Below are 12,874 nucleotides of genomic sequence, written 5' to 3'. Positions count from 1 at the left end.
CAGGAGTTCGGGGAACGATCACTCGTGATTGGATCGAGGTGTCCCAGGACACCTGGCGTCGGGAATGTTGTCCCCGCTCGCTAGGTTGAGAGAGACACCACCCGAGAAATGAGGCCGACGTGACAACTGCTGTTGCTCCTAGTGCTCCTCTGACTGCCGAGGACCGCTGCGACCGCTGCGGCGCGCAGGCCTACCTGCGTGTCGAGCTCCAGACCGGCGGCGAGCTCCTCTTCTGTGCCCACCACGCGCGCGAGCACGGTGACAAGCTCAAAGAGGTCGCCATCAACCTGGTCGACGAGACCCACAAGCTCACGACCCCGGCAACGACGCCGCGAGACGAGCACTGAGCCAACCCACCCGACGACTTCGACGACGGCCCCGGACACGAGTCCGGGGCCATCGTCCATTTCAGGTCCTTGACCTGACAGGCTGGGCGCCGTGAGCCTCACCGAAGTCCTCGTCGCACTGGCCATCGCCGTGGGCCTGGCCGGCATCCTGGTCCCGGTCCTGCCCGGCTCGATCCTGGTCCTGGCCGCCGTGCTGGTGTGGGCGGTGCAGGTGGGCGGCGGCGCGGCCTGGACGGTGTTCGCGGTGGTCACGGTCCTGCTCGTGGTGGGCGGCATCGTGAAGTACGCCGTCCCGGGCCGCCATCTCAAGGCCGCGGGCATCCCCGCCTCCACGCAGTGGGCGGGCGCCGCGCTGGGGATCGTCGGCTTCTTCGTGGTGCCCGTGGTGGGCATCTTCCTGGGCTTCGTGCTCGGGATCTACCTCGCCGAGCACCGCCGCGTCGGTTCGGCGCGCGCCTGGCCGTCCACCGTGCAGGCGCTGCGCGCCGTCGGGCTCAGCATCCTCATCGAGCTGGCGGCGGGGGTGCTCGCCGCGGGCGTGTGGGTCGTCGGCGTGGTCGTCACCTGACATGGCCCTGCTGCTCTCGTTGCTGGCGGCGGTCTCCTACGGCCTCAGCGACTTCGTCGGAGGCGTCGCCTCCAAGCGCGTGACGCCGTGGACGATCGCCCTCGTGGGGCAGCTCGGCGGCGCCGTACCGTTCCTGGTGGTCGGTCTCCTCAGGGGCGGCTCCTTCGGCGGCGAGGTCGTCGCCTGGGCCGCGCTGGCCGGTCTCGGCAACGGGCTCGGCACCGCGTTCCTCTACCGGGGGCTCTCCTCGGGGCGGATGGGCGTGGTCGCCCCTGTGTCCGCCGTGGGCGCCGCGCTCGTACCCATCGCGGTGGGCCTGGCGACCGGCGAGCGTCCCTCCACCCTGGTGTGGCTCGGCATCCTGGCGGCCGTCCCGGCCATCTGGCTGGTCGCGCGGGAGCCCCGCTCCGCGTCCTCGGCCGAGGCGGGCTCCGGAGTCCTCGACGGCGTCGTCGCGGGCGTCGGCTTCGGCACTCTCTTCTCCGCGCTGGCGCAGGTCCCCGAGGAGGCCGGCCTGGTCCCCCTGGCCCTCAACCAGCTCGTGGCCGCGGTCGTGGTGGTGCTGGTGGCCACCGCGCTGCGCGCCGCGTGGGTCCCGCGCCGACCGGCCGCTCTCCTCGGGGTGGTCAGCGGCTGCCTGGGGGCCGCGGCGACCGGGCTCTTCCTGGTGGCCTCCCGCGACGGCAACCTGACCGTCGCCGCCGTCATCACCTCCCTCTACCCCGCGTTCACGGTGCTGCTCGCCCTGTCGATCCTGCGCGAGCGCGTGCACCCGGCCCAGGCCGTCGGCCTGGGCCTGTGTGCGGTGACGGTGGTGCTGGTGGCGCTGGGGTGAGGATCAGCGCGCTTTGCGACCGTTGGCCGAGATGAACACCGCGACCAGGGCGACGGCGGCGGCCCCGAGGCCGATCCACGTGCCGTTGCCGTCGTAGGTCACGGCCGCGACGAGCAGGCCGACCGCGACGAGCAGCAGGAGGACGGACGTGGCGGTGAGGGACGTTCGGTTCATCTGAGTCTCCTAGGGCCTGAGGTGTCGCGGATCTCCTACCCGGGCGCGGCCCGGCATCACCGCCTCACCCCGCCGTGACGTACGGCGTGAAGGAGCGGCGCTTGCCTGCCCAGTCGGTGATGGGGTGGCTGCCGTCGTAGTAGTCGACCATCTTGACGGCCACGCGGACCCTCTCCGGCGTGCCCAGGCACGCGCGCGCCACCCGCACCGTGGCGACGTTCGTCTTCCAGTCCAGCCGGACCGAGTGGGCGCAGGTGAGGCGGTCCCCGACCTGGCGCCAGTTGCGCGCCCGCGTGAGCTGGTAGTCACTCCCGTCGTGCAGGCCGGTGTCGACGCGCAGCTCGGGTCCCTTGCGGGCCGGGTTGCCGTCCAGGAAGACCGTCAGGCCCGCGGGGCCGCCGTCGGACTCGGGCTGCAGGTCGGTGAAGCGCACCCGGACGACCACCCGCGCCTCGCCGTGCTTGAGGCGGACGCTGCGGATGTCGTGCAGCGAGGCACCGCCGACGTCGGCGGGGTCGGTGACGACCGTCGACTCGGCGGAGGCGGGGCCGGCGGGCCCGAGCGTGAGCGCGGCGCAGGCGGCGAGGGCGACAGTGCGGGTGAGGCGGTGGAGGGACACGAGGGCTCCTGGGGTCGGGGGTGGAAAGGGTTCACCTCAGGTGACGCCCCAGACCCCCCGTCGGTTGCTTCGCGGCCCCGATGGGTACCAAGCAGCGTGACCCAGATCCCCGACGAACCCCGCGACCCGCGGCCCTTGGACGAGCCGACCGTCGAGCAGCCGCCTCGCGGCGACGACGACCCGCTGCGCGGCTCCCGGACCAGTGGCTTCTGGGCCGCGGTGGTCGGGCTCGGCGTGGTGCTCCTGCTCCTGATCGTCTTCATCGCCCAGAACACCCGCAAGACCACGGTGTCCTTCCTGGCCTGGGACGGGCAGGTCCCGGTGGCGGTCGCCATCCTCATCGCCGCCCTGGCCGGTCTCTTCCTGGCCGGTCTGGCCGGGATGCTGCGGATCCTCCAGCTGCGCCGCCGCGTCCGGCGTACCCGACACTGAGCGTGGGCCCGCCCGTCAGGACGTGAAGCGGGCCTGCACGTAGGCGGCGACCATGCGGGCCAGCTCCTCGACCACCGCCCCGCGGCCGTCCGGGTCGACGGGAGCGCGCACGAGCGTGTGGCGCACGGTCTCGACGCAGAGGCCCACCGCCCGGCGCAGCTCGGTCTCCTCGGTCGAGCCCACGCCGGCCGAGCGGAGCGCACCCACGAAGAGGTCCACGACGCTCTCACGCACCTGGTGGGCCGGTGAGTCACCGTCCTCGGGCGGCAGCTCCTCGGTGAGCCGGTAGTAGCCGGGGTGAGCGAGCTGGAGCTCCGCGGCCTGGCGCACCAGGGTGGCGACGACCCGCGCGAGGTCGGCGCCCGGCGCCACGTCGGCCACCGTCGCGGCGTACGCCGGCGTCAGGTCGGCGAGGTAGCGCCGGGTCAGCGCCTCGACGATCGCGTCCTTGTCGGGGAAGAAGCGGTAGAGCGCTCCCACCGACAGCCCGGCACGGGCGGCGATGGCCCGGGTCCCGGCCGCGGCGAGCCCCCGGCTGCCGATCTCCTGCTCGGCAGCCTCGAGGATCCGCTCCACGGTCTCCCGGGAGCGGTCCTGCTGGGGCTCGCGCGCGGCGCGGGCGGCGGTCATCCCGCGCTGATCGCGCCCGACGGCGTCCGCGAGCACGTGACCTGCGGGCCGCCGCGGCCCCAGGCCGCGGTCAGGCACTGCCCCAGGACCTGGTGCCCGGCGGCGCTGGGGTGCCACGACTCCTGGCAGGTCTGGTAGTAGGACTTGCAGGTGTCGGTGACCCGCTTGATGTCGAGCTTGTCGAAGGGCCCGAAGCTGTCCACGAACACCCCGGACGGTCCGTCCATCACGCGCAGCGGGGTCGCCAGGGCGCTGCCCGGGCTCCCGGGCTGCTCGCACAGCCGGGCGCCGTCGAAGGCGTGCTGCACGTTGAGGTAGGTGACGTCCGCCCCGGGACGCTCGGCGCGCAGCGTGCCGGCCACGCCGGCCACCATGGAGCCCAGGCCCTGCGAGAAGCGGTGGGCGGGGGCCAGGGTGGCCACGTCGGCAGGGCAGCCGGCGGCGTAGCGCTCGTCGACCAGGGCACGGTACTTGTCGCGCTCGTCGTCGCGGCCGCTCTCGGTGAGGTACTGCTCGGCGAAGGCCTCGGGCAGCGGGTTGGTGTAGTCCTGGAGCACCACGCGGTGCTGGCCGTCGGCGTCGATCTCGTCCAGCACGTCGAGCACCTGCCGCAGCGCCGCGGTCGTGTCGGCCTGGGCCCCGGCGAACTGCTGGGCGTTGGCCAGGTCCGCGTCCGTGCACGGCTCCTCGTTGAGCTCGGTGCCGTTGACCCAGTTGAGGATGTCGACCCAGACCTCCCACCAGCCGGTGTAGCCGTCCCCCACGAAGCGGCCGGCGCACTCGGCGGCCACCGTGCCGAAGGTGAAGTGGGCGTTGTTGGAGCCCAGCCCGACGAGCACCAGGTCGATGTCGTGCGTGGCACCGACCTGCCGCAGCTGGTCGATCTGGCTCGCCACGGTCCGGCCGGCGGGACGCGACGAGGAGGCGTTGGCCATGTCGGCCGGCTGGGCGCCCGAGCAGGCGAGGTTCACCCGGTCGGTGATGCCCGGGAGGCTGGCCACGGAGATGGAGGCGTTCGGGGACCGGTGGCAGAAGTAGGCGTTGTGGTTGTCCGCGGACCAGCCGGGGAAGCCCTGCTGGGCGCCGGACTGGTCGGCCACGGCGCTGTAGCTGCCCGCGCCCTCGCCGCTGATGAAGGAGTCGCCCAGCGCGACCGCGGTCGGTGGCAGCGGGTCGGCCTGGGCGGGCCCGGTGGTGGCGCTGATCGACAGCGCCCCCAGGGCGAGGGACGCGGCGGCGGCCGCGACGGTGCGACGTACGGACATGTGACTTCCTCCCGAGACTGCGCCCGCAAACGCGAACGCTTGTTCTTGTCTAGGGCCGCACGCGCCACGCGGTCAACAGGAACCTTCCGCCGAACGCCCGAGGCCCGGCCGCTGGAGCGGCCGGGCCTCGGTGCGGTGGTGCGGTGGTGCGGTGCTCAGTCGAGGTAGTCGCGCAGGACCTGCGAGCGCGAGGGGTGACGCAGCTTGGACATCGTCTTGGACTCGATCTGGCGGATCCGCTCGCGGGTCACGCCGTAGACCTTGCCGATCTCGTCGAGGGTCTTGGGCTGGCCGTCGGTGAGGCCGAAGCGCATCGAGACCACGCCGGCCTCGCGCTCCGAGAGCGTGTCGAGCACGGCGTGCAGCTGCTCCTGCAGCAGCGTGAAGCTGACCGCGTCGGCCGGGACGATGGCCTCGGAGTCCTCGATCAGGTCGCCGAACTCGGAGTCGCCGTCCTCACCCAGGGGCGTGTGCAGCGAGATCGGCTCGCGGCCGTACTTCTGGACCTCGATGACCTTCTCGGGGGTCATGTCCAGCTCCTTGGCCAGCTCCTCCGGCGTGGGCTCGCGGCCCAGGTCCTGGAGCATCTGGCGCTGGACGCGCGCGAGCTTGTTGATGACCTCGACCATGTGGACCGGGATCCGGATGGTGCGGGCCTGGTCGGCCATGGCGCGGGTGATGGCCTGACGGATCCACCAGGTGGCGTACGTCGAGAACTTGTAGCCCTTGGTGTAGTCGAACTTCTCGACCGCACGGATCAGACCGAGGTTGCCCTCCTGGATCAGGTCCAGGAAGAGCATGCCGCGGCCGGTGTAGCGCTTGGCCAGCGAGACCACGAGGCGCAGGTTGGCCTCGAGGAGGTGGTTCTTGGCGCGGCGGCCGTCCTCGGAGATCCACTCGAGCTCCTCGAGGACCTTGGGCGTGATCTTGCCGCCCTTGGCGAGCTTCTCCTCGGAGAAGAGGCCGGCCTCGATCCGCTTGGCGAGCTCGACCTCCATCTCGGCGTTGAGGAGGGGCACCTTGCCGATCTGCTTGAGGTAGTCCTTGACCGGGTCGGCCGTCGCGCCGGCGACCATGACCTGCTGCTCGGGCTCGTCGGTCTCGTCGGCGGCGGAGACGATGAACGTCGCGGACTTCTCGTCCTCGACGATCGTCGGGTCGGTCTTGACGTCCTTCTCGAACTCCTCGTCGGGGATGTCGGGGAGGATCTTCTTGCCGTCGGCGCCCACGGCGGCCGCCGCGGTCTCCGCGACCGCCTTCTTGGTCGGCGCCTTCTTGGCGGGGGCAGCCTTCTTGGCGGCCGCCTTCTTCGCCGGTGCGGCCGGCGTCTCGGCCGGCTCCGCCGCGGCTGCCGCCTTCTTGGCCGGGGCCTTCTTGGCCGTGGCCGTCGCGGTGGTGGTCTTGCGCGGGCTGCCCGCAGCGGCCACCCGGGCGCCGGCGGCCGGCATGGCCACCGAGATGCCGAGCGAGCTCAGGTGCGCGAGCAGGGCCTTGAGGTGACGCGGCTCCACCGCGGCTGCCTCACTCGCCTGCCTGACCTGGTCGGGTGTCACGCTCGCCGAGGGCGCGGCCTGCTGCAGCAGCGCCTCGACGGCGGGGTGGGACAGGACGTCGGCAGGGATCTTGCGCGCGTTCGAAGACACGAACACCTCTCGTCAAACTGGCTGTGGGCGCGGCAAGACCCGGTGTCGTCAAGAGCCGCTGCTTCATTCTGCCACGACGTGCGTGAGGTCCCCACACGGACCCGCTACTGCGCGCCGGCGGCGGCCTTGGCGGCCGCCTTCTGCTCCTTCTTGTGGTCGCGCACCTTCAGCAGCGACGCGCCGTCGACCACGTCGGCCACCGAGCGGTAGCCGTCGAGGGCGTAGTCCCCCACCGCCTGCTCCCAGCCGGCCGGGCGGACGTCGAGCTGCTTGGCCAGCAGCGCGACGAAGATCCGGGCCTTCTGCCTGCCGAAGCCCGGCAGCTCCATCACCCGCTTCAGCAGGTCCTTGCCGTCCGCGGCCTCGGTCCACAGCCGCTCGGTGCGACCGTCGTAGCGCTCGACCACCAGCGCCGCCAGCTCCTGCATCCGCGCCGCCATCGAGCCCGGGAACCGGTGCACCGCCGGCGGGGTCGCGCACAGCGCCGCGAACTCCTCGGGGTCGGCGCTCGCGATCGCCTCCGGCTCGATGCTCCCGAACCGCTCCAGCACCTTGGCCGGACCCCGGAAGGCGTGCTCCATCGGGTACTGCTGGTCGAGCATCATTCCCGCGAGTAACGCGAAGGAGCTGTCGGTCAGGACCCGGTCGGCGGCGTCGTCGCCGGTGATGTGGATGGCCATGCGACCAGCATGCCCGACCCGGCGGGCGTGCGTGCTGCTCCGCGTCCGACGCAGGCACGGGTGAGGGCGCACCGGTTGGGGGAGGGTCGGACCCGTGCCGCCATCTCCCCCGCTTCGCCTGCTCGGGGTCCTGCCGATCCTCCTCCTGGCCAGGAGCTGGTCGAGGACCTCGTCGAGCGGACGCTCGGCTGATGCGGACCAGGCCGAGCGGGAGACGGTAGGCCCACCGATCAGGCGGGCCGCTCAGCGCTGTCGGCGGTCCCGCCAGGCGCCGGTGGCCCAGAGCGCCCAGGCGACGAGCAGCGGCTGGAAGAACAGACGCAGGAAGCGCTTGCGGTCGGTGTCGAGGCCGAAGGCGTCGGTGTGCTCGAGGTACTGCGCGATGTTGCCGGGGAAGATCGCGACGAAGAACGCCGCCGCGAGCAGGCCGACCCCGATCCGTCCGCGGCCGAAGGCGACCAGGGCGGCGCCCAGCCCGATCTCGACCGCGCCGGACACGAGGACCACCGGGTCGTCCGAGACGGGGAACCAGTCGGGCACCTGGGCCACGAACTCCTCACGCGCGAAGGTGAGGTGGCTGACGCCGGCGAAGACCAGGATCCCGCCCAGCAGCACGCGTGCCGCCGTCCGCTGACGTGTGGTCGGTGGCGCGTCCCAGAGGCTCATGGTCCGAGCCTAGGCCGTCGGTCGCGGGTGAGGCGGTCAGTCCGCCTTGACGGCCAGGACCGGGCAGTGCGCGTCGAGGAGGACCCGCTGGGCGTTGGACCCGAGGATCAGCTTGCCCACCGGGGTGCGCCGGCGCAGGCCGATGACGATCAGCTCGGCGGAGTTCGCCTCGGCGATGCTGATGAGGTCCTCGGCGGGCTCGAAACCCCGGACCAGCTGGCGCAGCTCGTAGGTCACGCCCTGGGCGTCGAGCTTGGCGCTGACCGCGGCCATGTCGGTCTCGAGCTGGTCGGCGGCCTCTTTGTCGTAGCCCGCGCCTCCGCGGTGGGAGTTGACCACCACCAGGTCCGCGCCTCTCAGCTTGGCCTCGGAGATCGCCTGATCCAAGGCGGCCTCACCCTCGGGCTTGGGCACGTAACCGACCACGACTTTTCCCATGTCGGGCACGGTACCGGTCGGCGGCCCTCGTGGGGAGCCTGTGGAGGACCACGGCGCGCCGCCCGTCCCGTCGGGCACGCTGCCCCCATGGCCGAGGGACTGCGCGACCCGCTCTCGCCGGCGCTGCTCCGGGTGCTGCGCCAGGCGGTGCTCGACCACGCCGCCGCCGAGCACCGGCGCAGCTTCCTGCCCCTGGTGCACGTGGGCCTTCCCGGGCAGCGCGAGACCGTGTTCGCCGTACGCCCCGACGAGCGCACGGACCACGCCCTGCGCACCGACATCGTCTCCGCGATGGTGCGTCGGGTCCGCCGGCCGGGGCCCGCCCCCATGGTGTGGCTGACCCGGCGCGACCGCCTCCGTCCGCAGGACGTCGACCTGGCGTGGCTCGCCGCGGCGCGGTCGGCCTACGGCGAGCTGGGCCTGCCGCTGCTGATGGTCGTCGTCAACCGGCACGGTTGGCGCGACCCGCGCAGCGGCCTCGAGCGCACCTGGCAGCGGCTGCGCCCACCCGAGCGGGGCTGACCTACCAGGCGTGGACCGGCTCGTTGGTGTGCATGCGGTCGCGGTAGTCGAGCAGCGTGGCGCGCAGCGCGTCGTAGCGGTCGTCGGTGCGCCGCTCGTGCATCTGCCGCACGAACCACTCCGCGCCGTTGCGGCCGGTGAGGCAGCGCTGCTCGATGATCCCGAGCATGCGGTCGATCTCGGCGCCCGTCGCACCCCACGCCTCGAGGCCCTCCTGAGCCATCGGCAGCAGCCGGCGCAGCACCAGCTCGGTCGCCTGGACCTGGCCGACCCCGGGCCAGTAGATCTGGGCGTCGATGCCGTGCTGGGCGGCCACGTGGAAGTTCTCCTCGGCCGCGCTGAACGACATCTGCGACCACAGCGGCCGCTCGCTCTCGGCGAGCGCCCGGACCAGGCCGAAGTAGAACGCCGCGTTGGCGATGGTGTCGGCGACGGTCGGCCCGGCGGCCAGGACGCGGTTCTCGACGCGCAGGTGCGGGACGCCGTCGCTGATGTCGTAGACCGGGCGGTTCCAGCGGTAGATCGTGCCGTTGTGCAGCCGCAGCTCGGAGAGCACCGGGGTGCCGCCGGCCTCGAGCACCTCGAGCGGGTCCTCCTCCTCGGTGATCGGCAGCAGCGCCGGAAAGTAGCGGACGTTCTCCTCGAACAGGTCGAAGATCGAGGTGATCCAGCGCTCCCCGAACCACACCCGCGGTCGCACGCCCTGCGCCTTGAGCTCCTCGCTCCGGGTGTCGGTGGCCTGCTCGAAGAGCGGGATCCGGGTCTCGCGCCACAGCTCCTTGCCCAGGAGGTACGGCGAGTTGGCGCCGACCGCGAGCTGGACCGACGAGATCGCCTGGGAGGCGTTCCAGTAGGTGGCGAACTGCTCGGGCGAGGTCTGCACGTGGAACTGCGTGCTGGTGCAGGCAGCCTCCGGGACGATCGAGTCGGAGGTCGTGCGGAGCCGCTCGGGGCCGGTCACCGCGATCGTGATGTCCTCACCCCGCGCGTTGAGGATCTGCTCGCTCAGCAGCCGGTAGCGCGGGTTGCCGCTCAGCGACGCCGGCGACATGTGCCCCTCGGCCAGGGTCGGCAGGATCCCGATCATCACCAGGTGGGCCCCGACCTCGGCGGACTTCTCCTCGGCGTCGTTGAGGCTGCGGCGCAGGTTGTCCTCGAACGTCGTCAGGCCGCCCTCGCGCAGCTTGGCCGGCGGCACGTTGATCTCGATGTTGAACTGGCCCAGCTCGGTCTGGAAGTCGGGGTCGGCGATCGCCTCGAGCGCCTCGGTGTTCTTCAGGGCCGGGTCGCCGAGCTCGTCCACGAGGTTGAGCTCCACCTCGAGGCCCGTCATCGGGTCGTCGGTGTCGAACGCCGCCTCGCGCAGCATCCGCGCGAACACGTCGAGGTTGCGCCGGACCTTCTCGCGGTGCCGCGTGCGGTCGGCCCGGGTGAACTCCTGTGCGTCGACCTCTTCTCCCATGCAGGCACCCTAGTGCCGCCCAGGCGGCCCGAACCCTCACCCGCACAGGCGTGGTGGTCATGCGGACCTGCCGACCGGACGCAGTCCCTCGGCCCAGTCGAAGTCGACCTCCCACGCCTCCGGCGGGACCGCGTGCTCGAGGACGAGGGCGAGGTGCGCCGCGAGGGTGTAGTCCGGCTCGACCTCGAGGACCCGGTCGAGGGCGCACCAGGCCAGCGCACCGTGGCCGGCCTGCCAGGCGGCCCACCCGAGCAGGGTCCCCGGACCCGCGACCAGCTCGCGCGGGCAACGGCGCACGAGGTCGGACCAGAGCTCGACGTGGGCGGCCGCGCGAGGGCGCTCGATCAGCTCCCAGGCCGCGTCGCGCAGCCGCAGCAGCACCACGGCGTGCAGCAGCCGGGCGGCGTCGGCGTCCGAGGGGCGCGACCCGGTGGCGACGTGGGCCCGCACGGTCTCCTGGACCCAGCGGCCCTCCTCGAGCATCACCGACACCTCGGGCGGGTGGGTGCGGTCCCACCGGCCTGTCCGGTCCCCCACCGGCTCGCGGAGCGCGGCCGCCACCGCGGCCACCCGGTCGGGGTCGGGGCGCAGCGTCTCGGCGAGGTCGCGGCGCGAGCGGTGGGTGACCCGGCCGTGGAGCACGGCGTCGACCTGGAACGGGTGGGCGCTGACGTCGTAGGGCACCCCGACCTCCCGCAGCAGGTGGCTGCCGTGGGCGAGCGGGAACCAGCGACCGCCGTCGGCGCGCAGCGCCTCCACCACGTCGATGCCCTCCCGGCGGCACCGGTCGCGCAGCCCCCGCCACAGGTGCCCGGCGAGTGCCTCGTCACCGGTGTAGAGCACGAACACCACCTGCCGCACACGGTGCAGGCAGGCCGGCTCGAGCAGCGACGCCACGACCTCAGACACCTCGTCGCGGGAGGCGGGCAGGTCGACCCGCGCCTGGAACGCGCGCCCGCCGAAGGTGAGCATCACGACGGACTCCTCGGGCACGAAGCCGAGGGTCACCGGCACCATCGCCAGCAGGTCCTCGGGGCACCGGGCGGTCATCGTCATCGGGTGGTGGTGGGTCATGCAGGCACCGTGCTCCTCGTGGCCGACACCGCGTGGGCGGCGACGGGCGACCTGGGGAGGAGCGCGTCCGTGGACCGCCCCTGTGGACGGCAACCGGCCTCCCCCACCCGGGTGCCGGGCCACGTCGGTGGCCGCGGGTAGTTTGCGAGCGTGCGTGCCCAGGCCTCGGTCCTCCACCTGGACCTCGACGCCTTCTTCGCGGCCGTCGAGCAGCGCGACAAGCCCTCGCTGCGCGGCCGACCGGTCGTCGTGGGTGGGGTCGGCGGCCGCGGGGTGGTGGCCACGGCCTCCTACGAGGCCCGCAAGTACGGCGTGAGGTCGGCCATGTCGACCCGCGAGGCCCGCTCGCGATGCCCCCACGCGGCCTTCCTCAGCGGCCGCTTCCACGCCTACCGGGAGTCGAGCAACGCCGTCATGGGTCTCCTGCGCTCGGTCTCGCCCTTGGTGGAGCCGCTCTCGCTCGACGAGGCGTTCGTCGACCTCGAGCGCGCCGGCCTGCCCGACCTCGAGCTGCCCACGGTGACGGCCTTCGCCGAGGAGCTCCGCTCCCGGGTCACCGAGGTCACCCGCGGCCTGACCTGCTCGGTCGGTCTGGGCTCGTCGAAGTTCATCGCCAAGGTCGCCAGCGAGATCGACAAGCCCGACGGGCTGACGGTGGTGGCCCCCGGCACCGAGGTGGCGCTGCTGCGCCCGATGCACGTCACGGTGATCCCCGGCGTCGGCCCGGCCACCGCGGAGCGGCTGCGCCGCGCCGGCATCCACACCGTCGCCGAGCTCGAGTCGGTCGACCTCGACGAGCTGGTGCGGCTGGTGGGCAAGGCCCACGGCACCGGCCTGTGGCACCTCGCGCGCGCCCTGGACGACCGCCCGGTCCTCGCCGAGCGCGAGGCCAAGTCGGTCAGCGTCGAGGGCACCTACGAGACCGACCTGACCGACCGCAGGCTCATGGAGGGCCTGCTCACCCGCCAGGCCGGCGAGGTCGCGACCCGCCTGCGCAAGCACGGCCTGTCCGGGCGCACGGTCACCATCAAGGTGCGTCTCCACGACTTCACGACGCTGAGCCGCTCCTCGACGCTGACGTCCCCGACCGACTCCACCGCCACGATCGGCCGTCTTGCGCGCGCCCTGCTCGCCGACCTCGACACCTCCGGCGGCGTACGCCTGCTGGGCGTCGGGGTCTCGGGCCTGGCCGACTGGATCCAGGACGACCTCTTCGGCGAGTCCGACCCCGAGGTCGTCGAGGAGGAGCCCGAGCCGGTCGAGGCCCCGAGCACCCGCCGGCCCGCCTGGGCTCCCGGCATGGACGTCGTGCACGCGGAGCTCGGCCGGGGCTGGGTGTGGGGCTCGGGCCGCGGCGTGGTCACCGTGCGCTTCGAGACGGCCGAGACGCCGGCGGGTCCGGTGCGCTCCTACCCCATCGACGACCCCGACCTCGTCGCCTGGCAGCCGCCCACCGACGACGTGGCCGACGGTGGAAACTCGCTCGCGGCGCCGCCTCCACCGCCCTAGCGTTCGGCGC

Annotated in this window: 16 protein-coding genes; 6 read left to right on the top strand and 10 right to left on the bottom strand. The window is 72.9% G+C overall.

Features of this window, described 5'->3' with window-relative positions; translation table 11 throughout:
• Positions 1–119: 119 nt before the first annotated feature.
• From E4622_RS04795 to E4622_RS04785, 3 genes are all read left to right on the top strand, one after another.
• Positions 120–347, top strand: coding sequence for a hypothetical protein (locus tag E4622_RS04795; protein WP_134738899.1), 228 nt, complete (start codon positions 120–122; stop codon positions 345–347).
• Between the two features lie 91 nt (positions 348–438).
• Positions 439–915: a DUF456 domain-containing protein gene (locus E4622_RS04790; RefSeq protein ID WP_134738898.1), complete on the top strand. Its 477-nt coding sequence runs from the start codon at positions 439–441 to the stop codon at positions 913–915.
• A gap of 1 nt (position 916) precedes the next feature.
• Positions 917–1,750, top strand: a complete 834-nt coding sequence (locus tag E4622_RS04785) for a DMT family transporter (protein WP_134738897.1) — start codon at positions 917–919, stop codon at positions 1,748–1,750.
• A gap of 3 nt (positions 1,751–1,753) precedes the next feature.
• Here E4622_RS04785 and E4622_RS22650 read toward each other — a convergent pair whose 3' ends face one another.
• Together E4622_RS22650 and E4622_RS04780 are read right to left on the bottom strand one after the other, a co-directional pair.
• Positions 1,754–1,924 carry a hypothetical protein gene (locus E4622_RS22650; protein WP_167735978.1) on the bottom strand — a complete coding sequence of 57 codons (171 nt, stop codon included), beginning with the start codon at positions 1,922–1,924 and terminating at the stop codon, positions 1,754–1,756.
• A 64-nt stretch (positions 1,925–1,988) separates the two neighbouring features.
• Entirely contained in the window at positions 1,989–2,543 is a 555-nt protein-coding gene (locus E4622_RS04780) for a hypothetical protein (RefSeq protein ID WP_134738896.1), read from the bottom strand.
• A 96-nt stretch (positions 2,544–2,639) separates the two neighbouring features.
• Here E4622_RS04780 and E4622_RS04775 point away from each other — a divergent pair, with 96 nt between their 5' ends.
• Positions 2,640–2,975: a lipopolysaccharide assembly protein LapA domain-containing protein gene (locus E4622_RS04775; protein ID WP_167735977.1), complete on the top strand. Its 336-nt coding sequence runs from the start codon at positions 2,640–2,642 to the stop codon at positions 2,973–2,975.
• Between the two features lie 15 nt (positions 2,976–2,990).
• On the opposite strand, the gene E4622_RS04770 is transcribed toward E4622_RS04775, so the two are convergent.
• The 6 genes from E4622_RS04770 to E4622_RS04745 all read right to left on the bottom strand — a co-directional run bounded on the left by E4622_RS04770 (position 2,991) and on the right by E4622_RS04745 (position 8,297).
• On the bottom strand, positions 2,991–3,605 hold the full coding sequence (locus E4622_RS04770) for a TetR/AcrR family transcriptional regulator (RefSeq protein WP_134738894.1): 615 nt from the start codon (positions 3,603–3,605) through the stop codon (positions 2,991–2,993).
• A complete protein-coding gene (locus tag E4622_RS04765; protein ID WP_134738893.1) occupies positions 3,602–4,870 on the bottom strand; it encodes a hypothetical protein in 1,269 nt (422 codons plus the stop codon). Before E4622_RS04765 ends, E4622_RS04770 begins: the two co-directional genes overlap by 4 nt.
• A 155-nt stretch (positions 4,871–5,025) precedes the next feature.
• Complete coding sequence (locus tag E4622_RS04760; RefSeq protein WP_134738892.1) at positions 5,026–6,519, bottom strand: RNA polymerase sigma factor; 1,494 nt, start codon at positions 6,517–6,519, stop codon at positions 5,026–5,028.
• Positions 6,520–6,617: 98 nt separating this feature from the next.
• A complete protein-coding gene (locus tag E4622_RS04755) occupies positions 6,618–7,193 on the bottom strand; it encodes an HhH-GPD-type base excision DNA repair protein (RefSeq protein WP_134738891.1) in 576 nt (191 codons plus the stop codon).
• A gap of 243 nt (positions 7,194–7,436) precedes the next feature.
• Positions 7,437–7,859 (bottom strand): hypothetical protein, encoded by a 423-nt coding sequence (locus E4622_RS04750; protein ID WP_134738890.1) that lies wholly within the window; start codon positions 7,857–7,859, stop codon positions 7,437–7,439.
• 36 nt (positions 7,860–7,895) lie between these two features.
• Positions 7,896–8,297 carry a universal stress protein gene (locus tag E4622_RS04745; protein WP_134738889.1) on the bottom strand — a complete coding sequence of 134 codons (402 nt, stop codon included), beginning with the start codon at positions 8,295–8,297 and terminating at the stop codon, positions 7,896–7,898.
• 87 nt (positions 8,298–8,384) lie between these two features.
• Between E4622_RS04745 and E4622_RS04740 the strand changes: the two genes are divergently transcribed.
• Positions 8,385–8,819: a hypothetical protein gene (locus E4622_RS04740; RefSeq protein WP_134738888.1), complete on the top strand. Its 435-nt coding sequence runs from the start codon at positions 8,385–8,387 to the stop codon at positions 8,817–8,819.
• A gap of 1 nt (position 8,820) precedes the next feature.
• Here the strand turns inward: E4622_RS04740 and E4622_RS04735 are convergent, their stop codons facing one another.
• Positions 8,821–10,281, bottom strand: a complete 1,461-nt coding sequence (locus tag E4622_RS04735) for a glutamate--cysteine ligase (RefSeq protein WP_134738887.1) — start codon at positions 10,279–10,281, stop codon at positions 8,821–8,823.
• A 57-nt stretch (positions 10,282–10,338) separates the two neighbouring features.
• The gene (locus E4622_RS04730) at positions 10,339–11,355 is read right to left on the bottom strand and encodes a DUF4192 domain-containing protein (protein WP_134738886.1); all 1,017 of its coding nucleotides are present in this window, start codon (positions 11,353–11,355) and stop codon (positions 10,339–10,341) included.
• Between the two features lie 150 nt (positions 11,356–11,505).
• Here E4622_RS04730 and E4622_RS04725 point away from each other — a divergent pair, with 150 nt between their 5' ends.
• Positions 11,506–12,864, top strand: a complete 1,359-nt coding sequence (locus tag E4622_RS04725; protein ID WP_134738885.1) for a DNA polymerase IV — start codon at positions 11,506–11,508, stop codon at positions 12,862–12,864.
• The last annotated feature ends 10 nt before the right edge of the window (positions 12,865–12,874 follow it).

This window comes from Nocardioides sp. 503 (assembly GCF_004522095.1).
Classification (GTDB): domain Bacteria; phylum Actinomycetota; class Actinomycetes; order Propionibacteriales; family Nocardioidaceae; genus Nocardioides.
The sequence above is the reverse complement of the archived record's forward strand: the minus strand, read 5'-3'. Positions and strand labels throughout refer to the sequence as shown.